Origin of the sequence: Streptomyces sp. NPDC046716 (assembly GCF_040645755.1) — a bacterium.
GTDB lineage: Bacteria > Actinomycetota > Actinomycetes > Streptomycetales > Streptomycetaceae > Streptomyces.
The window spans coordinates 19316-42610 of sequence record NZ_JBEYYU010000066.1 but is presented as its reverse complement, the minus strand read 5'-3'; the positions used below and the strand labels follow the sequence as shown (position 1 = coordinate 42610).

27 protein-coding genes are annotated in these 23295 nt (G+C 73.5%); 13 read left to right on the top strand and 14 right to left on the bottom strand.

Translation table 11 applies throughout. The features are described 5' to 3' along the window. Positions 1-65 precede the first annotated feature (65 nt). Together lnt and ABZ930_RS34560 are read right to left on the bottom strand one after the other, a co-directional pair. A complete protein-coding gene (gene lnt / locus ABZ930_RS34565; RefSeq protein ID WP_361557044.1) occupies positions 66-1643 on the bottom strand; it encodes an apolipoprotein N-acyltransferase in 1578 nt (525 codons plus the stop codon). Positions 1644-1743: 100 nt separating this feature from the next. After that, entirely contained in the window at positions 1744-2220 is a 477-nt protein-coding gene (locus tag ABZ930_RS34560; protein ID WP_361557035.1) for a nuclear transport factor 2 family protein, read from the bottom strand. A 69-nt stretch (positions 2221-2289) separates the two neighbouring features. Here ABZ930_RS34560 and ABZ930_RS34555 point away from each other — a divergent pair, with 69 nt between their 5' ends. Together ABZ930_RS34555 and ABZ930_RS34550 are read left to right on the top strand one after the other, a co-directional pair. Further along, a complete protein-coding gene (locus ABZ930_RS34555; RefSeq protein WP_361557032.1) occupies positions 2290-2946 on the top strand; it encodes a DinB family protein in 657 nt (218 codons plus the stop codon). Between the two features lie 19 nt (positions 2947-2965). Further along, on the top strand, positions 2966-3706 hold the full coding sequence (locus ABZ930_RS34550; protein ID WP_361557029.1) for an SDR family oxidoreductase: 741 nt from the start codon (positions 2966-2968) through the stop codon (positions 3704-3706). 15 nt (positions 3707-3721) lie between these two features. Here the strand turns inward: ABZ930_RS34550 and ABZ930_RS34545 are convergent, their stop codons facing one another. The 3 genes from ABZ930_RS34545 to ABZ930_RS34535 all read right to left on the bottom strand — a co-directional run bounded on the left by ABZ930_RS34545 (position 3722) and on the right by ABZ930_RS34535 (position 5580). Further along, positions 3722-3895 carry a hypothetical protein gene (locus ABZ930_RS34545; protein ID WP_361557026.1) on the bottom strand — a complete coding sequence of 58 codons (174 nt, stop codon included), beginning with the start codon at positions 3893-3895 and terminating at the stop codon, positions 3722-3724. A 90-nt stretch (positions 3896-3985) separates the two neighbouring features. Continuing rightward, complete coding sequence (locus ABZ930_RS34540; protein WP_361557023.1) at positions 3986-4735, bottom strand: tyrosine-protein phosphatase; 750 nt, start codon at positions 4733-4735, stop codon at positions 3986-3988. Beyond that, positions 4732-5580 carry a helix-turn-helix transcriptional regulator gene (locus ABZ930_RS34535; protein ID WP_361557020.1) on the bottom strand — a complete coding sequence of 283 codons (849 nt, stop codon included), beginning with the start codon at positions 5578-5580 and terminating at the stop codon, positions 4732-4734. Before ABZ930_RS34535 ends, ABZ930_RS34540 begins: the two co-directional genes overlap by 4 nt. A 101-nt stretch (positions 5581-5681) precedes the next feature. On the opposite strand from ABZ930_RS34535, the gene ABZ930_RS34530 reads away from it, so the two are divergent. Beyond that, a complete protein-coding gene (locus tag ABZ930_RS34530; RefSeq protein WP_361557017.1) occupies positions 5682-6395 on the top strand; it encodes an SDR family NAD(P)-dependent oxidoreductase in 714 nt (237 codons plus the stop codon). A gap of 18 nt (positions 6396-6413) precedes the next feature. Here the strand turns inward: ABZ930_RS34530 and ABZ930_RS34525 are convergent, their stop codons facing one another. Further along, a complete protein-coding gene (locus tag ABZ930_RS34525; RefSeq protein ID WP_361557014.1) occupies positions 6414-7268 on the bottom strand; it encodes a helix-turn-helix transcriptional regulator in 855 nt (284 codons plus the stop codon). Between the two features lie 98 nt (positions 7269-7366). Between ABZ930_RS34525 and ABZ930_RS34520 the strand changes: the two genes are divergently transcribed. Beyond that, positions 7367-8113, top strand: coding sequence for an alpha/beta fold hydrolase (locus ABZ930_RS34520; protein ID WP_361557011.1), 747 nt, complete (start codon positions 7367-7369; stop codon positions 8111-8113). On the opposite strand, the gene ABZ930_RS34515 is transcribed toward ABZ930_RS34520, so the two are convergent. Next, positions 8110-8883, bottom strand: a complete 774-nt coding sequence (locus ABZ930_RS34515) for a TioE family transcriptional regulator (RefSeq protein ID WP_361557008.1) — start codon at positions 8881-8883, stop codon at positions 8110-8112. The genes ABZ930_RS34520 and ABZ930_RS34515 overlap by 4 nt on opposite strands. A gap of 51 nt (positions 8884-8934) precedes the next feature. Between ABZ930_RS34515 and ABZ930_RS34510 the strand changes: the two genes are divergently transcribed. After that, positions 8935-10185, top strand: coding sequence for an erythromycin esterase family protein (locus tag ABZ930_RS34510; protein ID WP_361557005.1), 1251 nt, complete (start codon positions 8935-8937; stop codon positions 10183-10185). A gap of 35 nt (positions 10186-10220) precedes the next feature. Beyond that, on the top strand, positions 10221-10919 hold the full coding sequence (locus tag ABZ930_RS34505) for a VWA domain-containing protein (RefSeq protein ID WP_361557002.1): 699 nt from the start codon (positions 10221-10223) through the stop codon (positions 10917-10919). A gap of 33 nt (positions 10920-10952) precedes the next feature. Here the strand turns inward: ABZ930_RS34505 and ABZ930_RS34500 are convergent, their stop codons facing one another. The 3 genes from ABZ930_RS34500 to ABZ930_RS34490 all read right to left on the bottom strand — a co-directional run bounded on the left by ABZ930_RS34500 (position 10953) and on the right by ABZ930_RS34490 (position 13259). Further along, positions 10953-11141 carry a CsbD family protein gene (locus tag ABZ930_RS34500; RefSeq protein ID WP_361556999.1) on the bottom strand — a complete coding sequence of 63 codons (189 nt, stop codon included), beginning with the start codon at positions 11139-11141 and terminating at the stop codon, positions 10953-10955. An 85-nt stretch (positions 11142-11226) separates the two neighbouring features. Then, the gene (locus ABZ930_RS34495; protein ID WP_361556996.1) at positions 11227-12102 is read right to left on the bottom strand and encodes an undecaprenyl-diphosphate phosphatase; all 876 of its coding nucleotides are present in this window, start codon (positions 12100-12102) and stop codon (positions 11227-11229) included. Positions 12103-12254: 152 nt separating this feature from the next. After that, positions 12255-13259: a transcriptional regulator gene (locus tag ABZ930_RS34490; protein WP_361556993.1), complete on the bottom strand. Its 1005-nt coding sequence runs from the start codon at positions 13257-13259 to the stop codon at positions 12255-12257. Between the two features lie 73 nt (positions 13260-13332). On the opposite strand from ABZ930_RS34490, the gene ABZ930_RS34485 reads away from it, so the two are divergent. Further along, positions 13333-14544, top strand: coding sequence for an MFS transporter (locus tag ABZ930_RS34485; protein WP_361556990.1), 1212 nt, complete (start codon positions 13333-13335; stop codon positions 14542-14544). Here the strand turns inward: ABZ930_RS34485 and ABZ930_RS34480 are convergent. Next, positions 14507-15220, bottom strand: coding sequence for a TVP38/TMEM64 family protein (locus ABZ930_RS34480; RefSeq protein ID WP_361556987.1), 714 nt, complete (start codon positions 15218-15220; stop codon positions 14507-14509). The two genes, ABZ930_RS34485 and ABZ930_RS34480, sit on opposite strands and share 38 nt — an antisense overlap. An 87-nt stretch (positions 15221-15307) precedes the next feature. Here ABZ930_RS34480 and ABZ930_RS34475 point away from each other — a divergent pair, with 87 nt between their 5' ends. From ABZ930_RS34475 to ABZ930_RS34465, 3 genes are all read left to right on the top strand, one after another. Beyond that, the gene (locus ABZ930_RS34475) at positions 15308-16012 is read left to right on the top strand and encodes a DNA alkylation repair protein (protein ID WP_361556984.1); all 705 of its coding nucleotides are present in this window, start codon (positions 15308-15310) and stop codon (positions 16010-16012) included. A 304-nt stretch (positions 16013-16316) separates the two neighbouring features. Then, the gene (tuf, locus tag ABZ930_RS34470) at positions 16317-17528 is read left to right on the top strand and encodes an elongation factor Tu (protein ID WP_361556981.1); all 1212 of its coding nucleotides are present in this window, start codon (positions 16317-16319) and stop codon (positions 17526-17528) included. Between the two features lie 65 nt (positions 17529-17593). Then, positions 17594-18454: a fused MFS/spermidine synthase gene (locus tag ABZ930_RS34465; protein WP_361556978.1), complete on the top strand. Its 861-nt coding sequence runs from the start codon at positions 17594-17596 to the stop codon at positions 18452-18454. A gap of 2 nt (positions 18455-18456) precedes the next feature. Here ABZ930_RS34465 and ABZ930_RS34460 read toward each other — a convergent pair whose 3' ends face one another. After that, positions 18457-19833 (bottom strand): MFS transporter, encoded by a 1377-nt coding sequence (locus tag ABZ930_RS34460; RefSeq protein ID WP_361556975.1) that lies wholly within the window; start codon positions 19831-19833, stop codon positions 18457-18459. A 103-nt stretch (positions 19834-19936) separates the two neighbouring features. Here ABZ930_RS34460 and ABZ930_RS34455 point away from each other — a divergent pair, with 103 nt between their 5' ends. Then, the gene (locus tag ABZ930_RS34455) at positions 19937-20389 is read left to right on the top strand and encodes a DUF4442 domain-containing protein (RefSeq protein ID WP_361556971.1); all 453 of its coding nucleotides are present in this window, start codon (positions 19937-19939) and stop codon (positions 20387-20389) included. A gap of 30 nt (positions 20390-20419) precedes the next feature. Here the strand turns inward: ABZ930_RS34455 and ABZ930_RS34450 are convergent, their stop codons facing one another. Then, a complete protein-coding gene (locus ABZ930_RS34450) occupies positions 20420-20923 on the bottom strand; it encodes a DUF3761 domain-containing protein (RefSeq protein ID WP_361556968.1) in 504 nt (167 codons plus the stop codon). Between the two features lie 242 nt (positions 20924-21165). On the opposite strand from ABZ930_RS34450, the gene ABZ930_RS34445 reads away from it, so the two are divergent. Next, positions 21166-21816 (top strand): DedA family protein, encoded by a 651-nt coding sequence (locus ABZ930_RS34445; protein ID WP_361556965.1) that lies wholly within the window; start codon positions 21166-21168, stop codon positions 21814-21816. 26 nt (positions 21817-21842) lie between these two features. Here ABZ930_RS34445 and ABZ930_RS34440 read toward each other — a convergent pair whose 3' ends face one another. After that, positions 21843-22364 (bottom strand): gamma carbonic anhydrase family protein, encoded by a 522-nt coding sequence (locus ABZ930_RS34440; RefSeq protein WP_361556962.1) that lies wholly within the window; start codon positions 22362-22364, stop codon positions 21843-21845. A 125-nt stretch (positions 22365-22489) separates the two neighbouring features. Here ABZ930_RS34440 and ABZ930_RS34435 point away from each other — a divergent pair, with 125 nt between their 5' ends. After that, positions 22490-23284 (top strand): acyltransferase, encoded by a 795-nt coding sequence (locus tag ABZ930_RS34435; RefSeq protein WP_361556959.1) that lies wholly within the window; start codon positions 22490-22492, stop codon positions 23282-23284. The last annotated feature ends 11 nt before the right edge of the window (positions 23285-23295 follow it).

Sequence of the window (23295 nt, the reverse complement as noted above, 5' to 3'; positions counted from 1 at the left end):
GGCGCCGACGAGGAAGGGGATGGCGCCGAGCAGACCGATGCTCGTGGAGCGCGCAGCGCATGCCTTCAGGGGCGCGGGGAACTGCGCGACCAGCCCCCACCGGCCGGCACCTGGGACGAGACGACGTCGCGGTGCCTGAAGCGCCGCAGGGCCTCCGCGGTGCCGAGGACCAGGAGCACGGCGCCCGCCCCATGCACCGGCCAGTCGCCGAAGCGGACGTACAGGGTCGTGCCGTGGGCCGTCGGGGCCGCGTACACCCGGACCGTGCTCGACGACGTACCGAGCCACGCACCGACCCGCGCCCCGTCGGGCCCGTACACCGCGGAGACCCCGGTCAGCGTGGCGTGCACCATGGGCCGCCCGCTCTCGGCGGCCCGCAACGCCGCCAGCGACGCATGCTGCTCGGGCGCCCAGCTGTGCTGGAACGTCGAGGTCGACGACTGCGCGAGCAGCAGCCGCGCCCCGTCGCGGGTCAGATTGCGGGTCATGTCGGGGAACGCCGACTCGAAGCAGACCAGCGGCCCGAACCGCAGCGCCCCCGCGTCCATGACGACCTGGTGCGTCCCGCGCCTGCGGTCCTCGCCGGCCGCCTTGCCCACCGACGTCGCCCAGCCGAGCAGCGACCGCGCGGGTACGTACTCGCCGAACGGGACCAGGCGCATCTTGTCGTAGCGCGGGCCCGTCGGTCCGTCGGGCCCGATCAGGACCGAACTCTTGTAGATGCCGCGCCCGGCGTCGCCGTCGCCGTCGGACGCGGGGCGGCGCGCGTCCACGTTGACCAGGATGTCCGCGCCGACGTGCCGGGACAGCGCGGCGAGCCGCCGGGCCAGGTCCGGGCGTGCGGCCAGATCGAAGCCGACACTGCTCTCGCCCCAGACGACCAGGTCGACATCGCGCCCGGCGAGCCGGCGGGTGAGGGCCTCCTCCCGGTCGAAGCGGCGCTCGGCGCCGACGATCACCCCGGGCTGCACGACGGCCACACGCGCGGTGCCGTCGGTCTGCGGGCGCGGCGCCCAGGCCGACGCGGCGGTGGTCACCGCGACGGTCGCGACCAGCCCGGCCACCGCCGGGGTGCGGGCGCCGCGCGCGATCACGAGCAGCGTCACCGCGGTGTTCACGACGACCACCAGCAGACTCAGCAGCCACACCCCGCCCACCGAGGCGAGCCGCAGCGCCGGCCCCACCTGCCACTGACTGGCGCCCAGCATCCCCCAGGGGCCGCCCAACCCCTGCCAGGACCTGACCAGTTCGACCATCAGCCACGCAGAGGGCACCGCGACCAGCGCGGCCACCGCCTGCCGCGGTGACGGCCGGCCGTGCAGCAGCCGGTGCAGCAGCCATCCCCAGGGCGCCCACAACGCGCCCAGCAGCGCCGCGAGGACGACCGTGAAGACATGCAGGCTGGGCAGCAGCCAGTGGTGCACCGCCAGCATGAAACCGAGGCCGCCCAGCCAGCCGTCCAGAGCCGCGCGGCGCGGCGTCGGCGCCGAGCGCGCCAGCAGCATCCAGGGGACGAGGGCCGCGTACGCGAACCACCACAGCGCGGGCGCGGGGAACGCGAGCGCGGGCAGCGCGCCCGCCCCGGCCGCCGCGGCCCCCCGCCACCAGGGCGATGTCCCGAGCCGCCGCCACCGTCCCCGCATCCGCCGCGCCTCCCACCTCGTACGACTGCCGCCGTCATCGGTCACGTGCCTTCAGTGTGCGCGTCGGCGGCGATCAACGACAGTGGGCACCGCGCCCGTCTCACACGCCGGTGGCCGACCGCCGCGGAGCACGCCGCCACTTCTCCTGCACGGTCACCCGGTGCATCCGCCAGCCCAGGGACGTACGGACGAGCCCGAACGCGTACCGGCCGCCGCACACGAAGTCCGGGGCCCCACCGTCGTCCGTGCCCGTGAACCGCATGGGGTTGATGTAGTCGGCGCGGACCAGGGCCGTGTCGCCGACGTCCCGGTCCAGGTGGCCGAAGCGCACGCGGCGGTTGACGATCAGGTGCTGGCGCATCGGGAACAGCTCCATGGTGCGGGTCAGCCACTGGGCGATCTCCTCGGCGCCGCCCTCCTCACCGCCCGCCGCCCGGTAGTCGGCGCGGCCGTCCGGCGCGAACAGGGCGCGGTACGCCGCCCAGTCCCCGTCGTCCACGGTCACGGCGTAGTCGGTCACCAACTCGTCGACAGCGAGCCGGTCGAGGACGGTCGCGAGTTCCACACGCTGCGTCATCGGGACAGTTTCGAGCCCCCGGCGCGAACAGCCAAGAGGCGTGCGTCAGCTCGCTGTTACCGTCCCCCCATGTCACCAGAGCCGAACACCGCCCCACCCGGACCCGTCACCGCCGACGACGTCGCGCACGCCGTCCGGATCACCGTCGACGCACTGACCCCCGCGACCGGGGCCGACTGGCACGTCCCGGCCGGGCCGCTGGAGTGGACGTGCTGGGAGACCGCCGAGCACCTCGCCGACGACCTCTTCGCGTACGCGGCCCAGATCGGCTCGACCCGCCCGTCGGCCGACGCGTACGTGACCTTCGGCTTCTCCCGGCGCCGCCCGGAGGGCCCCGCCAACACCGTCACCGCCGACCTGGAGGCGGGCCCGGCCGGACTGCTCGGGGTCCTGGAGGCGTGCGGCGGGCTGCTCGTCGCCGTGGTGCGGGCGACCCCGGCCGACGCCCGCGGCCACCACGTGTTCGGCACCGCCGACCCCGAGGGCTTCGCCGCGATGGGCATCGTCGAGACGCTGCTGCACGCCCACGACATGGCTCTCGGCCTCGGCGTCCCCTTCGAGCCGCCCGCCGGGCTGTGCGCCCGCTCCCTGCACCGGCTCTTCCCCGACACCCCCTCGGACACCGAGCCCTGGCCGACGCTGCTGTGGGCGACCGGACGCGGTGACCTGCCGGGCAGGGAGAGGGTCGGCAAGTGGCGCTGGTACGGTGCGCCTCGCGCGACATGATCACTGCCAGGAGGCTCGATTGACCCGCCCCATCACGCTCGTCACCGGCGGCAGCCGAGGCATCGGCGCCGCCACATCGGTGCGACTCGCCCAGGACGGCCACGACGTCGCCCTGTCCTACGTCCGTGACAAGGACGCCGCCCTGCGCACCGCGGACGCCGTGCGCGCGGCCGGCGCCCGCTGCGTCGTGCTGAGCGGCGACACCTCGCAGGAGGCCGACGTGGAGCGGCTGTTCGACGAGGCGCAGGCCGAACTGGGCCCGCTCACCGGCCTGGTGAACAACGCCGGTGTCACCGGACCGTTCGGCCCGCTCGCCGAGGCACGCACCGAGGACCTGCGCCGGATCGTCGACGTCAACGTCCTCGGTGTCCTGCTGTGCTGCCGCCGCGCCGCCCGCGACATGACGGCGTCCGGCGGCGGCGCCGTCGTGAACGTGTCCTCCGCCGCGGCGACCCTGGGCAGCCCCGGCGACTACGTCCACTACGCCGCGTCCAAGGCCGCCGTCGACACGCTCACCGTCGGCCTGTCCAAGGAGCTCGGCCCGGCCGGTATCCGCGTCAACGCCGTCGCCCCCGGCATCATCGACACCGAGATCCACGCCACGGGCGGCGACCCGGACCGCGCCGAGCGGATGGCGGGCGGTGTGCCGCTGCGCCGGGCGGGCAGGGCCGACGAGATCGCCGCGGCGATCGGCTGGCTGCTCTCCTCGGACGCCGCGTACACGACGGGTACCGTGCTGCGCGTCGCCGGCGGACGCTGACCGGACGGGCCCGGGTCAGGCCGCCTCGACGACCTCGGTCCGCGTGGCCTGGGCCCACTCCGTCACCAGCAGCTCGTACTGCGTGCGCTGCTCGGCCGTGAGCCGTCCGCCCGCGCGCAGCCACAGGCCGCGGATCTGCTCGTTCACTTCCTCGGCAGACCGCGTGGGCTGGGGTACGGCGGATGGCATGTGCCAAGGCTAAGCGCGCGACGACCGAATGTGAACCCTGAGCGAGCGGTCGACCGCGTCAAGTGATCGTTCGTGGTGATGAGTTGGCGATCAGTCGAGCAGTCTCTTGCGGAGCCGGGCGGTCAACTCCTCGTCCATGCCCAGATGTTCGGTCACATATCCCTGCACGCTCCCGAACTGCGCGGACAGGTCCGCGAGGAACAGCCGCATGATCGTCTCCGGCGCGCGGCCGAAGCCGGGCCAGGTCGGCTCGCGGCCCTCGTGCACCGCCTTCCAGTCGGCGAGGAGGCGGTCCCTGGCGCGTTCGGTGAGAGCGAAATCGGCCGCCACATCGTCCTCGTGGACACCGAGCAGGACGAGGACCAGCGCGGCGAGCAGGCCCGTGCGGTCCTTGCCGGACGCGCAGTGGAAGACCAGCGGTTCGTCGGCGGACGCGATCAGGTCGAGGGCCTGCCGCAGCTCGTCGGCGCCGTCGTGGGCGACCTCCAGGTAGCGGTCGGCGAGATGGCGCCACGGGTCGACGTCCGGGTCGATCACCGCCTGGTCGTACGGGCGGTGCTCCACGCTGAGATTGACCCAGCTCTGGCCGGGGATCTCGGGCACCCGGCCGTTCGCGGCGATCTCCCGCGGATAGCGCAGATCGATCACGGTGCGTATGCCGAGGCCCGTGTATCTCTCCCAGTCGGCCCGCACGGCTTCGTTTCCGGGGTCCGGGCTCAGCTTCGACAGCGCGTCGGAGCGGTACAGCCGCCCCCAGCCGACGGTACGGCCGTCGAGGGTGCGATAGCCGCCCAGGTCACGGAAGTTGTGCAGACGGGCGAAGGCGATGTGGCGTGTCATGCAGGTGAGGATACGAGCAGCGACGGCACCACCCGCGTCGACAGCAGGGTCAGGGCGTCCGCGTCCGGTGTGCCCGGCTCGGCCGTGTAGACCATGACGCGCAGGTCGTCGCCCGCGACCGTCAGGATGTCGCAGTCCAGGGCGAGCGGGCCGACCTGCGGGTGATCGACCGTCTTGCGGGCCGCCTCGTGCCGGCCCACCGACCCCGCGTCCCACAGCGCGGCGAACCGCGGGCTGCCGGCGCGCACCTCGGAGATCAGCGCGGACAGCTCCGGGTCGGCCGGATAGCGGCTCGCGGTCGCCCGCAGGTCCGCGACGAGGGCGGACTCCATCGCCCGCCGCTCCCCGTCGCTCAGCCGCACCCGGCCGGGCGGGCCGAGGAACGTCCACCAGACACCGTTGCTCCGGTGGTCGCGCCACTGCGGGCGCTCCCCGAGCAGTGCCGTGTACAGCGGGTTCGCGAGCAGCAGCGTCCACGCGGCGTCGAAGACCGCGACCGGCGTCCCGGCGAGCCGCTCCAGGAGCCGGTGCACACTCGGCGTGAGCGTGCCGGGGACCCGGTCGCGGCCGGGCGGCACGAGCCCCGCGAGCCGGAACAGGTGCTCGCGCTCGGCGCCGGACAGCCGCAGCGCGCGGGCCAGCGCCGCGACGACCTGGTCCGAGGGGTGAGTGGCCCGGCCCTGCTCGAGACGGGTGACGTAGTCCGCGGAGATCCCGGCCAGCAGCGCCAGCTCCTCGCGGCGCAGCCCGGCGGCCCGCCGCTGCCCCACCGGAGTGAGCCCGGCCGACTCGGGCCGGACCCGGTCCCGCCAGCGCCGGACGGTGTCCCCGAACTCGTTGCTCATGCCCCCACTCTGCCCCCTCGGGCCCGGATCTTCCTGGTACCGGCAGTCCCAGGAAGACGGGACGGCTGGCAGGGCGCGGGGCTTCGCCGGAGGCTTGACCCATGACCACGACACTCATCACCGGGGCGAACAAGGGCCTCGGCCGCGAAACCGCCCGCCGTCTGATCGAAGCCGGCCACACCGTCTACGTCGGCAGCCGCGACGCCGACAAGGGCCGCAGGACCGCCGAGGAGCTGGGCGCCCGGCACGTCGTCATCGACGTCACCGACGAGGACTCCGTCGCCGCCGCCGCGGCCACGATCGGGGCGGCCCACGACGGTGTCCTCGACGTGCTGGTCAACAACGCCGGCATCGAGGGCCGTACCGCCGACAACGGCATCGTCGCCCCCGCCGACGAGACCGTCGACACCCTCCGCCCGCTCTTCGAGACGAACGTCTTCGGCACGCTCCGGGTCACCCACGCCTTCCTGCCGCTGCTGAACCGCTCCGCCGCGCCCGTCATCGTGAACGTGGCCAGCGGTCTCGGCTCGATGGCCCTGATCACCGACCCGGAGGCACCCGCCGGCTTCTACCCGGGCATCGCCTATCCGGCATCCAAGACGGCCGTCAACATGCTCACGGTCCAGTACGCGAAGGCGTTCCCGAACATCCGGGTCAACTCCGTCGAGCCGGGCTTCACCAAGACCGACCTGAACGGCAACTCGGGCGTCCAGACGGTCGAGGAGGGCGCCGAGATCATCGTCCGGACGGCGCTGCTCGGCCCGGACGGGCCGACGGGCGGCTTCTTCGACGCGAAGGGCCCCGTCCCCTGGTGACACAGGCGGCGGCAGAGCTCAGCGGTGGCTGCGGTGCGCCGTCTCCGGCCCCACCTCGCGCAGCAGTTCCAGGGCCTCGAAGGTCTTCGAGCCCGGCGGCGGTGTGAACACCAGCAGCCGCTGGTCCTCCGCCGGCGTCAGCAGCGCCTCCACGTCGAACTCCATCGGCCCGGTCGCGGGATGCAGCACCCGCTTGCGGCCGCTGCGCCGCACCGCCACCTCGTGCAGCTCCCACAGCGCGGTGAACTCCGCCCCGGTGCCGCGCAGCCGGTCCACCAGCGCCATGGCCGCCGCGTCCGCGCCCCGGCGGGCGACCGCGGCCCGCAGATCGGCGACGTGCTCCCGGCCGTGCCGCTCGTGCTCCCGCGCGGGATAGGCCTCCCGCGCGAACGGGTCGGTGAACCAGCGCCAGACCACGTTGCGGTCCGGCTCGGCCACCGTGCAGGTGCAGCCGAACAACGATTCCGCGAGCGCGTTCTGCACCAGGAGATCGCCCAGGTCGCTGAGCAACTGCACCGGTGTGCCGACCAGTTGGTCCATCAGGTGCAGCAGGCCCGGCCGTACGTGCCCGCCCGCCCGGGGCCCGGCCGGCGGCCGCTGTCCGGCCAGCAGGAACACATGGTCGCGCTCGTCCCGGCTCAGTCGCAGCGCCTGCGCGAGCGACGCCAGGATCTGCGGCGAGGGCTGCGGACTGCGGGCCTGTTCGAGGCGCATCAGATAGTCGGCCGACATCCCGGCCAACTGGGACAGTTCCTCGCGGCGCAGGCCCGGGGTGCGGCGGCGCGGACCGGCAGGCAGCCCCACCTCCTCGGGGCGCAGCCGCTCCCGGGAGCGGCGCAGGAAATCGGCGAGTCCGGCCCGGTCCATGCTCATGCCCCCATCCTGCCCCGTGGGGCACCAGGCCAGGACCGGCGGTCCTAGGGAAAGCGGTCCGCTCCTCACGAGGCGGGCCCGGTGCCAGCCTCGACGACATGACGACCTACCGAACCGAAGGCAACGGCCCGGCACTTGTCCTCGTCCACGGCGCGGGCCCCGGCGCGGTCACCTGGAACGCCCTGGTGGACCGCTTCACCGACCGGCACACCGTGATCCTCCCCGACCTGTCCGGCAGCGACCCCGCCCCGGACCCCGGCACTGACCTCACCCTGGAAGGACTCACCGGCGAACTGGCCGCGGTCATCGAGGACCGGGGCGCGGGTCCCGCCGACATCGTCGGGCACTCCCTCGGCGCCGTCGTCGCGCTCTCCCTCGCCGCCACCCGCCCGGATCTGGTGCGCCGCCTGATCCCCGTCGCGGGTTTCGCCCACGCCGCCCAGGACGCGTACGTGCGGACGGTGATGCGGATCTGGCGGGACCTCGTCGACGACAAGGAGACCTTCTCCCGCTTCGCGATGCTCGTCGCCTTCAGCGGCCCGTACCTGAACCGCCTCGCCCCCGACGCGGTCGAGGAACTGGCCGGCGCCTTCCCGCCCGCGGCGGGCCGCGTCCGACAGCTCGACCTCGTCCTCCGCGCCGACCTGCGCCCCCTGCTGCCCCTGATCCAGGCGCCGACCCTGGTGATCGGCTGCGCCGCGGACGCGCTGGTCCCCGTGCGCCACGCGCGCGAGATCCACGCCGGGATCCCCGGCAGTTCCTACGCGGAACTCGACTCGGGGCACGTCATGCGGGCCGAACGCCCGGAGGAATTCGTCTCGTTGGTACGCGGCTTCCTCGGCTAGCCGGTCCGGTCCGCGGCCCCGTCGACGGGGGAGTCCTCGCGCCCGCGCAGGTATCTCTCCAGCTCGCCCGCGCCGGCCAGCATCGCGCGGGCGCGGGCGGACAGCCGGTCGTGCCAGTCGCGCAGGGTGGCCTCCAGCGGCTCGGTGCCGCCCGCCGCGCGCACCTGGCCGATCAGCGGGGCGATCTGCTCCAGCAGATAGCCTCCGCGCCGCAGTTGATGGGCGAGCCGCGCGTCGCGCACATCGGCCGCGTCGTACACGCGGTAGCCGGTGGCCGGGTCGCGGCGCGGGCGCACGAGTCCGGCGCCCTCCCACTTGCGCAGGGTCGCGGGCCGGACGCCCAGCTCCTTCGCGAGGGGCCCGATGTGCCGGACGGCCCGCCCGGGAGCGGCCGCGGGAGCGGGGTCCAGGCCGCGCAGGGCATGCTCCACCGCGTGCAACGTCCGCCGGTCCTCCAGGAGTTGGGCGTGGCTCTCGTCGATGAGCCGCAACGCCTCGTCGGCCGCGCCCTCGTTCACCGCCCGCATGACCGCCGTCGCCGTCGCGTGGCCGTGCCCGGGAACCAGGGCGCGGAACGCGGTCAGCGCCAGCGCGTGCGACGGCGTGTAGGTGCGGTAGCCGTGCGGCGTCCGCTCGGCCGTCGGGAGGATGCCCTCCTCCTCGTAGTTGCGGACCGCCTGCGTCGACAGTCCGTGCTCGCGCGCCAGGTCGACGGGTCTCAGTCGCACCCTCCTTTGAGGCTTTGACTCCACGTATCTCCTGCTCTCCATCGATCGCTCACCGAAAGTCTCCACCGAAGGTTCAAAGATAGCGTTGACGGTATGAAGACCGGGAACTCCGCCATCGCGTCAACCGTCCGTCCCGTCGACGCGGCCGCCGTCCTGCGGCTGCTCCCCGCCGACCGCCCCCGGCTCCTCGCCCTGGGCGAGCCGACCCACGGCGAGGACGCGCTCCTCGACCTGCGCAACACGCTCTTCCGGCAGCTCGTCGAGGAAGCGGGCTACCGGACCATCGCCCTCGAGAGCGACTGCCTGCGCGGCCTCGCCGTCGACGACCACGTCAGCGGCGTCGTCACGGGCCGGGACGCGCTCGACGACGTGATGCGGGACGGCTTCAGTCACGGCTTCGGCGCGTCCGCCGCCAACCGTGAACTCGTTTGCTGGATACGGGAGTTCAACGACGGCAGGCCCGCCGCCGACCAGGTGCGCTTCGCCGGTTTCGACGGCCCGCTGGAGATCACCGGGGCCGAGAGCCCGCGCCGGGCCCTCACCGCGCTCCACACCTTCCTCGCGGAGCACGCGGAGCACGGAGACCAGTCGGGTGCCGACCTGCTCCCGTGCACGGCCCGCACCCTCGACGAGCTGCTCGGCGCCGACGACCGGTGGACCGAGCCCGCCGCGATGCGGGACCCGGCCCGTTCGGTGGGCCGGTCGCCCGACGCGTTCCGGCTGCGGCTGCTCGCCGACGATCTGCTGGCTCTCCTCGACGCGCAGGCCCCGCACCTGATCGCCGCGTCCTCGCGGGAGGCCTGGGACCGGGCCCGCCTGTACGGGCGGACCGCCGTCGGCCTGCTGCGCTACCACGACGGCATGGCGGATCCCTCGCCGAGCCGGATGACCAGGCTGCTCGCCGTACGGGACGTCATGATGGCCGACACCCTCCTCGCCCTCGCCGAGCGCGGCCCGACCCTCGCCTTCGCGCACAACTCCCATCTGCAGCGCCCCCGGAGCACCCTGCGCATGGACGGCCATCCGCCGCTGAACTGGTGGAGCGCGGGCGCGCTCGCGGCGGCCCGGCTGGGGGAGCGGTACGCGTTCGTGGCCACGGCCCTCGGCACGATCCGCCACCGGGGCGTGGACACCCCGCCCCCGGACACGCTCGAAGGTCTCCTGTACGCACTGCCGCACGAGCGCTGCGCCGTCGACCCGTCCGCGCTCGCCGCCCGGCTCGGCGACCCGGCACCGGCGCCCCGCGTCTCGCCGTGGTTCGGCTACGCCCCGTTCGACCCGGCCCAACTCGGCGACTGCGACGCCCGCCTGTTCCTGAAGGACCTTCCCCCGCTTCCCCGGTGACGTGCCGCGCCCGGCCCGCCTGCGAGGATGGCCGTATGCCCCTCAGTTTCGAAAAGGTCCCCGCCGGGCTCGTCAGCCTCGCCAAGACCGCCGCCGTGTCCCTGGAGAAGCAGGGCCTGACGGGGACGCGGGCCGCCGTCTATCTCGTGCTCGACCGGTCCGGGAGCATGCGCCGGTACTACAAGAACGGCAGCATGCAGCACCTCGCCGAGCAGGTCCTCGCCCTGTCGGTGAACCTGGACGACGACGGTGTCGTCCCCACCGTCTTCTTCGACAGCGACGCCCACCCCGCCGTCGACATCGGCCTCGACGACTACCAGGGCCGGATCGCCGAACTCCACCGCGCGTACGGGCACATGGGCACCACCGACTACGCCGCCGCCATGGACGCGGTCATCGACCACTACCTCGACAGCGGCGCACGGGACCCGGCGCTCGTCGTGTTCCAGACCGACGGCTCCCCGGACTCCCGGCGCGCCGCCGAGCAGACCCTGTGCAGGGCCGCGAAGCTGCCGCTGTTCTGGCAGTTCATCGGGTACGGTAAGGACAAGTTCGACTTCCTGCGCAAGCTGGACGAACTGGCGGTCCCGGCCCGGCGCGTCGTCGACAACGCCGGGTTCTTCCCGGCGGGCAAGGACCCGAAGCTGATCCCGGACGCGGTGCTGTACGACCGGCTGACGGGAGAGTTCCCGCACTGGCTCCGGGCCGCGACCGCCGCCGGGATCATCACCTGAGCGCGCCCGGGGCCCGCCGGGGACGGCGGAACCTCAGCCGTCGTCGTTGCTCAGCGAGTCGCGTACGCCCTTGACCTTGTCCTCGGCCTTCTCGCGCAGGTTGTCCGTGTCGGCCTTGGCCTGGTCGACCTTGCCCTCGGTCTTCATCCGCTCGTTGCCGGTGGCCTTGCCCAGCATCTCCTTGGCCTTGCCCTTGGCCTTGTCCATGGCGTTGTCGCCCATGACGACTCCTTGATGAGGTGGTTCGGGGTCGTCTGCGACGTTACGGGCGGGTCGTGCGGGCCGCATCCGGAGGACGCGGCCCGTGCTAACCGGCCGACTCGGCGGCGTGCGGGCTCAGCACACCGGCGGTCACCAGCACGATCAGCGCGACGCCCAGCGCGATCCGGTAGTACACGAACGGCATGAAGCTCTTCGTGGAGATGTACTTCATGAGCCACGCGATGATCGCGTAGCCGACGGCGAATGCGATCAGCGTCGCGAACACCGTCGGCCCCCACGACACGTGCCCGCCCTCCGTCGCGTCCTTCAACTCGAAGACACCGGAGGCCAGCACGGCCGGGATGGCGAGGAGGAACGAGTAACGGGCCGCCGACTCACGGGTGTACCCGAGGAAGAGACCGCCGCTGATCGTCGCGCCGGAGCGGGAGACGCCGGGGATCAGGGCCAGCGCCTGGCACAGGCCGTAGATCAGGCCGTCCTTCACCGACAGGTCCTTGAGCTCCTTGCGCGTGCGGACGGCGCGGTGCCGCCCGCCGAGCTCGTCACGGGCGGCGCGCCGGTCCGCGACACCGAGCACCACACCCATCACGATCAGCGTCGCCGCCGTCAGCCGCAGATCGCGGAACGGGCCCTCGATCTGGTCCTTGAGCGTGACGCCGAGGACGCCGATCGGGATCGAGCCGACGATCACCAGCCAGCCCATCTGGGCATCGTGGTCGGCGCGCATCGCCTTGTCCGTCAGTGACCTGAACCACGCCGAGATGATCCGGGCTATGTCCTTGCGGAAGTACAGCACCACGGCCGTCTCCGTACCGAGCTGGGTGATCGCCGTGAAGGCGGCGCCCGGGTCGCTCCAGCCGGCGAAGGCCGCCGTCAGCCGCAGATGGGCGCTGGACGAGACCGGCAGGAACTCCGTGAGCCCCTGGACGAGGCCGAGAATGAATGATTCGAACCAAGACATGGAGAAGTACGCGATCCAGGGGCCGGGGGCGGGACCGGCCGCGGGCGCGCGCCGGACAGGACGGGGAGGTGCCCGTGCCCCCGTCACCACAGGGGCACGGGCACACGCGTGGGGCACGCTAGCCGCCGAAAGTGACGGGCAGGCAAAGCACGCTAGACATCCGAGTCACGCTGGGCCGACAGCAAGGTGTCCCCGGCCGGGGTGCGGAAGTACAGCACCGAGCGCCCGGCCCGCCGGCGGCCCACGAGCCGGGCGTCGGCCAGCACCTTCAGATGACGGCCCACCGAGCCGAGCCCCTGACCGGTCAGCGCCGTCAACTGGGTCGTCGTCAGCGGCTGATCGAGCAGCACCAGGACCCGGGCGCGCGCCGTGCCGAGCAGCGCGGCGAGCCCGTCCGGCGGCGCCACCCGGCCCGCGTCGGCGAGCGCGCCCGCGCAGGGGTACACCACCGCGTACCGGTCCGGCGGCGCGGCCGCGCCGGGCGGTGGCTCCGGCCAGGACACCCAGCCCTGGTGCGGGGTCACCGGCACGAACAGCAGCCGCGCCCCCGAGATGTCCCGCGGCGGATAGTCGTGGGCGTTGATCCGCAGCCGCCCCTCGCCCAGCCAGCGCATCGTCGGCCGCAGCGCGCCGAAGGCCGCGGCCCAGCCGCCGACCGACAGCTCCCTGGTCCGCGCCACGACATCGGCCTCGATGATCCGGCGCCGTCGCGGCCACTCGGGCAGCACCGTCTCCCGCCACACCCAGTCGAGGAGCCGCGCGGCACGCTCCGCCAGGTCGTCGGCGCCCACGAGCGGCGCCGGCAGCGGCCCCGGCCACGACAGCGCCAGATCCGCGCGCACGGTCTCCGACGGTGTGGCCGCGATCCGGGCGAGGCCCTCGTCGAGGTCCAGATCGCAGCACCCGTACGGGGTCGGGGTGAGGAAGTCCGCGTTCCAGACCGTCCCGAACGCGGCGTCCAGGAGCGCCGCCGTCACCGGGTCCGCGGCCAGCCGGGCGCGGTAGGCGGGCAGATGGGCGTCGAGCCAGCGCCGCTCACCGGGGTGGGCGGCCCTCGGGGCGGCGAGCTTCTTCAGGCTCGCCGTCGTCTCCGCGAGCGACGACACCACGAACCGGCTGCCCGCGAGCGTGTCGGCGTCGACCCGCCAGATCCCCATGTCCCCGCCCCACTCGTTTCGCCGTAGCGCGAAACATTAACGTCCGGCCGCCGAACCCCCGCAGCCTCCGTCCATGCGTACCTACCGAGACCTGTTCGCCGCCCCCGAGTTCACCCCGTTCTTCTCCGCCGTCTCGCTCCAGGCCGCCGCCCAGACGGTCGGCGGCCTCGCCCTCGGCTCGCTCGTCTACGCCTCGACGGGCTCACCGCTGCTGTCCGCGCTCGCCATGTTCGGACCCGCGCTCGCCCAGGTCGTCGGCGCGCTCACCCTGCTGTCGGCGGCGGACCGGCTGCCGCCGCGAGCGGTCCTCGCCGGGCTCTCCATCCTCCTCGGCCTGGCCACCCTGCTCCAGACCGTGCCGGGCCTGCCCACCGCCGCCGCGCTCACGCTCGTCCTCCTCCAGGGCGTCCCCTCGGCGCTCGGCGGAGGCGTCCGCTACGGCCTGCTCACCGACATCACCGACAGCACGGGCGGCAACGGCAAGGGCGGCTATCTGCTGGGCCGTTCGGTCCTCAACATCAGCGCCGGCGTCTGCCAGATCACCGGCTACGCGCTCGGCGGCCTCCTGGTCACGGCGCTGTCCCCGCGCGGCACCCTGCTGATCGCCGCCGGGCTGCACGTCCTGTCGGCGGCGGTGGCCCGCTGCGGGCTGACCGCACGCCCCGCCCGCGCCGCGGGCCGCCCCTCCCTCGGCGAGACGATGCGGGGCAACGCCCTGCTGTGGTCCTCGGCCCCGCGCCGCTGCGTCTATCTGGCGCTCTGGGTGCCCAACGGCCTGATCGTCGGCTGCGAGGCCCTCTTCGTCCCGTACGACACCGCGCACGCGGGCATGCTGCTCGCGAGCGCCGCGCTCGGCATGCTCGGCGGCGACATCCTCACGGGCCGCTTCCTGCCCGCGCGCCTGCGGGCCCGCCTCGGCGCCCCGCTCCGGCTGCTGCTCGCCGTGCCCTACCTGCTGTTCGGGGTACGCCCTTCGCTGCCCGTGGCCCTGGCCGCGGTGGCCGTCGCCTCCCTCGGCTTCTCGGCGAGCCTGCTCCTCCAGGAACGCCTCGTGGCGCTCACCCCGGACGAACTCGGCGGCCACGCCCTGGGCTTGCACACGGCGGGGATGCTGACGATGCAGGGGGTGGGGGCCCTGCTGGCGGGCACCCTGGCGCAGTTCGTCTCCCCGGCCGCCGCGATGGTGGTGCTCGCGGTGCTGTCGGTGGCGGTGACGCTGGCCCTCGGGCCCGGGCTGCGCCCCCGGGCTACCGCTCGCGCGGGGGACTCCACTTGTGCCGCTTGAACCAGGCGACCAGCGCGCCCGCGAGCCCCGTCACCGCGATGAAGCCCATCGCGATCAGGAACGCCGGGGAGGTGGGCGCGGACGCCCGGGCGCCCGCCACCACGTAGGCCGCCGTGTTCGGGATCGAGCCGAGCGCGGTGGCCAGCAGGAACGGGGCCCAGCCCATCCGGGACACCGACGCACAGTAGTTCGCCGCCCAGAACGGCACCCCGGGGAAGAGCCGGGCCGCCAGCATCGAGCGGAAGCCGTGCCTGCTGAGCTGGCCGTCCGCGGCCTTCAGCCAGCGGCCCCGCAGCAGCGGACGCAGCGCGTCCTGGCCGAGGACCCGGCCCAGGCCGAAGGAGACACCGGCGCCGACGACCGTCCCGCCGATCGCCCCGAGCAGGCCGAGCTGGGAGCCGAACAGCGCCCCCGCGGCCAGATTGAGCAGCGGTCTCGGCACGAACGCCACCGTGCACAGGCCGTACGCCACGGCGAACGCCACGACCGCGAACGCTCCGGTCAACTGGCGTGGCCAGCCGTCCTGGAGGAGTCTCTGCGGCTCGAAGAGCAGGACGCACGCGGCGGCCGCGGCCAGCAGCACCATCAGGAGTGACAGCCGTGACCAGGGGGAGAACAGCACCCTGGAGCAGCGTGCTGCGAGCCCGGTGGGACGGGCGGGGACGGTGTCGAGCATCCGGGGAGACTAACCGACACACACATAAGATCGCCGTAGGTTGTGTCTCACTTCTCCCACAATGGAGCGTCCCCGGGGAGCAAGCACATGTCCGTCGTTCCGCCGCCCAGCGCCTGGGCCGACACCGTCCTCGACCGGCTGACCACGGTCTACCCGGCCGCCGCCGATCCCGAGCGGGCCGAGCGGATGCGCGCCTACATGAAGGACGTCGCCCCTTTCCTCGGGCTGCCCTCACCTGAACGGCGGGAGCTTTCCCGCACGGTCCTCCAGGGCACCCCGCGCCCCGACGAGTCCGGCCTCACGGCCCTCGCGCTGCGCTGCTGGGCGCTGCCCGAGCGTGAGTACGCGTACTTCGCCGTCGACTGTCTGCGCCGCCACGTCCGCGTGCTGTCGTCGGACTCCTTCCCGGTCGCCCGGCAGCTGATCACCACCGTCCCCTGGTGGGACACCGTCGACCACCTCGCCGCCCACGTGGTGGGCGCGCTCGTCGCCGCCGACCCGCGGCTGACGGCCGCCATGGACGCGTGGATCGAGGACGACGACCTGTGGGTGGCCAGGACCGCCCTCCTCCACCAGCTCCGGTACAAGGACGCGACGGACACCGGCCGGCTGTTCGCGTACTGCCTGCGCCAGGCCGGGCACGGCGACTTCTTCATCCGCAAGGCGATCGGCTGGGCGCTGCGCGAGTACGCGAAGACCGACCCCGGCGCCGTATGGTCCTTCGTCGCCGCCCACCGGGACGTGCTCGCGCCGCTGTCGGTGCGGGAAGCCCTGAAGAACGTAGGACCGTGACCGGCTGAGCAACGCCCGTGCCCGGCGCGGAAAATCGTTCGACGTGCGGCGATCCGTCGGCCATGATCTGCCTCATGTTCCGGCACGCCTTCCTCGCAGCTCCGTCCGCAGTCGCGGACGCTGCTCAGGCTGCCCTCGTCCTCGCGGCAACGCTCGCAGCAGCAGCCGCTGACGGCGCGCGACGCTGACCCTCTCCGGACATTCCGGCGGACCCCGCAGGGGGAGGGTCGGTCCGGTTCAGGGGTCCCCGCCTCCCACAGGAGGCCCTCACTTTTTCTGAAGTTCCGGAAGGGACCACTCAGCCATGCCCAAGACGGCATACGTGCGCACCAAGCCGCACCTGAACATCGGCACCATGGGCCACGTCGACCACGGCAAGACCACCCTGACCGCCGCCATCACCAAGGTCCTCGCCGAGCGCGGCGGGGGCACGTTCGTCCCGTTCGACCGCATCGACAAGGCGCCCGAGGAGGCGCTGCGCGGCATCACCATCAACATCGCGCACGTCGAGTACGAGACCGACACCCGGCACTACGCGCACGTGGACATGCCGGGCCACGCCGACTACGTCAAGAACATGGTCACCGGCGCCGCCCAGCTCGACGGGGCGATCCTCGTCGTCTCCGCGCTCGACGGGATCATGCCGCAGACCGCCGAGCACGTGCTGCTTGCCCGGCAGGTGGGCGTCGACCACATCGTCGTCGCGATCAACAAGGCGGACGCGGGCGACGAGGAGCTGACCGACCTGGTCGAGCTGGAGGTGCGCGAACTGCTCTCCGCGCACGGCTACGGCGGCGACTCCGTGCCCGTGGTGCGGGTGTCCGGGCTCAAGGCGCTCGAAGGCGACCCGCGCTGGACGGCGTCGATCGAGGCGCTGCTCGACGCCGTGGACACGTACGTCCCGATGCCGGAGCGGTACGTGGACGCGCCGTTCCTGCTGTCGGTCGAGAACGTGATGACCATCAGCGGCCGCGGCACCGTCGTCACCGGAGCGGTCGAGCGCGGGCGCGTGCGGGTCGGGGACCGGGTGCGCGTGTACGGGGCGGACGACTCCGCGCAGTCCGCGAAGTCCGCGTCGAACATCGAGACCGTCGTCACCGGCGTCGAGACCTTCGGCAAGCCGATGGACGAGGCGCAGGCCGGGGACAACGTCGCGCTGCTGCTGCGCGGGGTGGCCCGCGACGCGGTCCGGCGCGGGCACGTCGTGGCCGAGCCCGGCAGCGTGCGGCCCGCGCGGCGGTTCACCGCGCAGGTGTACGTCCTGTCGACGGCGGAGGGCGGCCGCAGCACGCCCGTCGCCACCGGCTACCGGCCGCAGTTCTACCTGCGCACCGCGGACGTCGTCGGCGACATCGACCTCGGCGACACGGCCGTGGCGCGGCCCGGCGACACCGTCACCATGACGGTCGAGCTGGGCCGGGCCGTCCCGCTGGAGCCCGGCCTCGGCTTCGCGATCCGCGAGGGCGGGCGGACCGTCGGCGCGGGCACGGTGACGACCGTGGAGCCCGGCGTCTGAGGGCCCACCGGGCCAGGGAGCCCCGACCCCCTCGTCGGGGCTCCCTGGCCCGGCACAATGGGCGGGTGAACGCACCCGACCCCGAGCCGATACCCGTCGTCCGCGCCGTCGACCACGGCACGGCCAGACTCCTGCCCGACGTGGACCGGCGCCGGGCCTGGCTGCTCACCGTCGACGGAGCGCCCCAGTCGTACGTCGATCTCGACGACCCGGCGTACCTGGAGTTCGAGTACGCCCGGCGCCTCGGCCACGTCCTGGACTGCGCCGGGGACGAGGGGGCGCCGCTCGACGCGCTGCACCTCGGCGGCGGCGCCCTGACACTGCCGCGCTACGTCGCGGCCACCCGGCCCGGCTCCCGGCAGCACGTCGTCGAGGCCGACAGCGGGCTGCGGGAACTGGTCGCCGAGCAGGTGCCGCTGCCGGACGGGGGAGCGGGCATCGCCGTGCACGGCGGGGACGCGCGGGCCTGGCTGGAGGCGGCGCCGACGGACAGCGCGGACGTGCTCGTCGCCGACGTGTTCGGCGGCTCCCGGGTGCCGGCCCATCTGACCACCCTGGAGTACGCGCACGAGGCGGACCGGGTGCTGCGACCCGGCGGCACCTACGCGGCGAACCTCGCCGACGGCGCGCCGTTCGCCTTCCTGCGCTCCCAACTGGCGACGTTCTCGGCGGTCTTCCCCCAGGTCGCGCTGATCGCCGAGCCCGCGGTACTGCGCGGGCGCCGCTTCGGCAACGCCGTGCTCGTCGCCTCCCGGGCCGAGCTCGACGTACCGGAGCTGGCCCGCCGCACCGCGCGCGACGCGTTCCCCGCACGGGTGGAGCACGGGACCGCGCTGCGCCGCTTCGTCGGTGACGCACGGCCGGTCGCCGACTCCGACGCGGTGCCGTCGCCCGAGCCGCCCGGCGGCGCCTTCAGCGTGGGATAGGGCTACGGGGTGTCGCGCGCGGGGGCCGCCAACGGCTCGGTCGCGGTCACCGCCGCCGTGGCCGCGCCCGTCACACCCACCGCGGCCGCGTCGTCCGGGCCGGTCGCCGCGACGGTGCCCGCGATCGTGGTGGAGTCCCTGCGCCGCAGATTCCGTACGTCGGGGACGAAGAGCACCGCCGTCGTCGCGACGACCACCAGGATCGCGCACCCCCACAGCGACGGCGTCAGGCCGAACGCCGACTCGGCGGGCCCGGCCAGCGCCGTGGCCAGCGGGACCATCGCCACCGAGCCGAACCAGTCGTAGGCGGAGACCCGCGACAGCTTCTCCTCCGGAATCTCCTGGTGCAGCGCGGTGATCCAGGAGACGCCGAACACCTCCATCATGATGCCGCTGACGAACATCACGGCCACCAGGGCCGGCAGCGGGACCGGCACCGCGAGCGCCGCCGACGGCAGGGCGAGCGAGAACACCGACAGCGTCGCCGCGAACAGCAGCCGCTGCGGCTTCCAGCGCATCATCAGCAGACCGCCGAGGATCGTGCCGGCCCCGAACGCGCCGAGCGCGAAGCCCCACGGCCCGGCCCCGCCCAGTTCGTCACGGGCCACCAGCGGTCCGAACACCGCCTCGGCGGCGCCCACCACGGCGATCACCACCGAGAACTGGGCGATGATGCCCCACAGCCAGGGCCGCGAGACGACCTCCCGCCAGCCTTCGCGCATGTCGGCGAGCAGCCCGCCGCCCGGTGCGCGCGGCGCGATGTGGCTTACGTCGAGGAAACAGCGCAGCGCGCCGGCCACCGCGAACGCCGCCGCGTCCACCGCGAGCACCCAGCCGGGCCCGAACGCGGCGACCAGGGCGCCGCCGAGCGCGGCACCGCCCACCGCGGCGCTCGACATCGCCATCCGGAACAGGGCGAACGCCCGGCTCGCCTGCTCCGCGGTGACCGACGACATCAGCATGCCCTCGGCCGCCGGACTGAAGAACGCCTGCCCCATGCCGCCCAGCGCGCTGAGCGCCATCATCTGCCACAGCTGCGGCTCGCCCGTGAGTACGAGCAGCGCGAAGGCGCCCTGGGAGAGAAAACTCAGCGCGTTCGCCGCGACCATGACGTGATGGCGCGGCAGCCGGTCGGCGACGGCGCCGCCGACCAGCAGGAAGACCACCAGGAACAGCGTGCGGGCCGCCGCCACGAGCCCCACGTCACCACCGGAACCGCCCGCCTCGAGGACGGCGAACGCCGAGGCGATCAGCGCTCCGTTCGCGCCGAGCGCCGTGATGAACGCCGACCCGGCGAGCAGCGTGTAGTTCCGCCCGGCCCAGGCGGGCCGGCGCGGGCGCTTCGGGGAGGTCGGTGCGGCGGCGGATGAGGAGGTCACTGGGGGACTATCGCCGCCGCGCGCCCATTTGCCAAACCATCCGGCAGGCCGGGGGCCCGAGTGGGGATGGCCAGGTTGGCTACTCGTGGGTAACATTCGGCCCATGAGCGCAGACCAGATGTCCATCGGCGAGATGCTCGCCGCCACGGTGCCGATGGCCCGCACCCTGAACCTCGACTTCCACGAGACCAGCCCGGAGCGGGCCGTGGTCTCCCTGCCCGACCAGGCCGACTACCACAATCACGTGGGCGGCCCGCACGCCGGAGCGATGTTCACGCTCGGCGAGTCCGCGAGCGGCGCCATCGTGCTCGCCGCCTTCGGCGACCAGCTCGCGCGCGCCGTGCCGCTGGCCGTCAGCGCCGAGATCTCTTACAAGAAGCTGGCCATGGGCCCGGTCACCGCCACCGCGACGCTCGGCCGCCCGGCCGCGGACGTCGTCGCGGAGCTGGACGCGGGCGAGCGCCCCGAGTTCCCGGTCACCATCGAGATCCGCCGCGAGGACGGCGCCGTCACCGGCGAGATGCGGGTCGTCTGGACCCTGCGTCCCAACGGCTGACCCGAAGAGAAGCGGGACCCCGCCGCGCGGCTACCGGTAGAAGGTGGCGACCCCGCCGTGGTGGGAGCAGGCGCCCTGGTGGTGGGCGGCGTAGGAGTAGGTGCCGTCGTTGCAGAGTGCGGTGGCCCCGTTGGCGTTGGACGAGGATCCGCCCGAGCCGCCGGTCGTTCCGCCGCTGCCGCTTCCGCCGGATGTTCCGCTGCCGCTGCCGCCGGCGGGTGCCTTCGCCGTGACGGTGACCTTCACCTTCACGGTCTTCGTGGCGGTGACGGTGGGTGCCGGCTCCGGGTCGGCCGTCTCCGTGGCCGTGGCCGTCGCGGTGACGGTCGCCGTCGCGGTGGGGGTCGGCCGGGGCTTGCTCGCCGCGGCGTTGGCGGTGGCGTCGTCCTGGCTGGCTCCGCCCGCGCCGATACCGATGACGAAGGCGATGCCGATCGCGGGCAGCATGAACCGCTTGCGTCCCCACAAGGGGGCCCGGGTCGGCTGCGGCGCGGCGGGCGGCCAGTTTCCGGGCGGCGGCTGGTTGTACGACATGAGATCCCCCCATGGGACGTGCGGTGACGCACGACGATAAGGGTGGTTGTAGCAACCATGGGGGCAAGGTGATGAAGTTGTGACGAAAGTGTGAAGCCTCAACCAGCGTCCCGCCCGCCGCCGACCGGGCTTCGGGAGGCCCGGAAGTGTCGGGGCGAGCAGGTAGGCTTCCCGGCGTGGGTGCCCCAGGGGAGGGCGCGCCGGGTACACCGAACTTGCGGGTCTTACGGGAGGCGGCTGCTTTGCACATCCAGGAGTGGCTCGACACGATTCCGGCGGTCGCCATCTACGCCCTGGTGGCGGGCGTCATCGGCCTGGAGAGTCTCGGCATCCCGCTGCCCGGCGAGATCGTCCTCATCTCCGCCGCGCTGCTGTCCTCGCAGCACGGCGACGTCAACCCGGTCGTGCTCGGCGTCTGCGCCAGCGCGGGCGCCGTCATCGGCGACTCCATCGGTTACGCGATCGGACGCAAGGGCGGCCGGCCGCTCCTCGCCAAGCTGGGCGCCAAGTTCCCCCGGCACTTCGGGCCCGCCCATGTCGCCACCGCCGAGCGGTCGTTCGAGAAGTGGGGCATGTGGGCCGTCTTCTTCGGCCGGTTCATCGCCCTGCTGCGGATCTTCGCGGGCCCCCTCGCGGGCGTGCTGCACATGCCGTACTGGAAGTTCCTGATCGCGAACTTCCTGGGCGGCGTGGTCTGGGCGGGCGGCACGACCGCCGTCATCTACTACGTGGGCGTGGTCGCCGAGGACTGGCTGAAGCGGTTCTCGTACCTGGGTCTGGGCGCGGCCGTGCTCATCGGGCTCGCGTCGATGCTCATCGTGAAGCGGCGGGCCACCAAGGCCGCCGCCGCGCACGACGCCGCCGACGCGGAGGCCGCCGTCGTCGCCGACTGACGGCCCCCTGCCCCCGGCGGGCGCGGTCAGAGCGCGCGGTGCATCTTCGCCAGCTCCACGTAGTGGGTGCCGTTCAGCGTGACGAGCTCGCGCTCCTCGTCCGTCAGTTCGCGCTTCACCTTCGCGGGCACACCGGCCACCAGGGAGCCGGGCGGGACCACCATGCCCTGCGGGACCAGCGCCTGCGCCGCCACCAGCGAACCCGCGCCGATCACCGCGCCGTTGAGCACCGTCGCGCCCATGCCGATCAGGCAGTCGTCCTCGATGGTGCAGCCGTGCAGCACCGCGTTGTGCCCGACCGAGACGCGCTCGCCGACCGTCACCGGGAAGCCCGGGTCGACATGGACCGTGCAGTTGTCCTGGATGTTGCTGTCGGCGCCGAGCACGATCGGCTCGAACTCCGCGCGCAGCACCGCGCCGTACCAGACGCTCGCGCCCGCGCGCAGGGTGACGTCGCCGATCAGCGTGGACAGGGGCGCCGCGAACGACTCCTGGTCCAGCGCCGGTTCGTGGTCGCCGAACCCGGTGACGAGTGCCTCGTGGGCCATGCCTGCTCCTCTGTTTCCCGATGATTTCCGGTCATGGTGTCGCGCCTGAGCGAACCGTACCTGTGGGGTGAAGATCACAGGCCGGTGAGGTGGGGGCGGACGGTACGGGTGAGTAACGTAGCGCCGTGCCGATGAAATGGAACGTGTTCTCGTCCCCGGACGGTCGGGGCGGCCGGGGCGGCCGGGGCGACCGGAGCGGTCGCGGCGGCCTCGCCCATCGGGCCGTGCAGGCGGGCTGGCGCTGGATGCAGCGCAGGGGCGCGGTCACGGCGGAGCAGCGCGGCGGGCACCCGTTCCGCGCGATCGGCCACGGCACCCGGCTGGCGTTCCCGCAGGGCACCCTCTTCGGGGAGCCGTGGATCCGGCTCGGCGCCCACTGCATCATCGGCGAACAGGTCACGCTGACGGCCGGGATGATGCCCGACCTCGACCTCGGCCCCGACCCGATCCTGACCATCGGCGACGGCGTCGTCATCGGACGCGGCAGCCACGTCATCGCGGACACCACGGTGGCCATCGGCTCGGACGTCTACATGGGCCCGTACGTCTACATCACCTCCACCAATCACTCCTACGACGATCCCGAGCAGCCCATCGGCAGGCAGTGGCCGCGGATGGAGCCGGTGGAGATCGGCCCCGGCTGCTGGATCGGGACCAACGCCGTGATCCTCCCCGGTGCCCGCATCGGACGGAACGTCGTCGTCGCGGCCGGCGCCGTCGTGCGCGGCGAGATCCCCGACCACGCGGTGATCGCGGGGGCGCCCGCCCGGATCGTGCGCACCTGGGACAAGGAGGCGGGCTGGCAGCCCCCGCTGCGCACACCGGCGCCCCGGCCGATCCCGGCGGACGTGACCCCCGAGCAACTGCTGGCCCTCGCCGACCTCGAGGACACCGGCACGGACCCGGCCGGGCGCACCTGATCCGTCCGGGT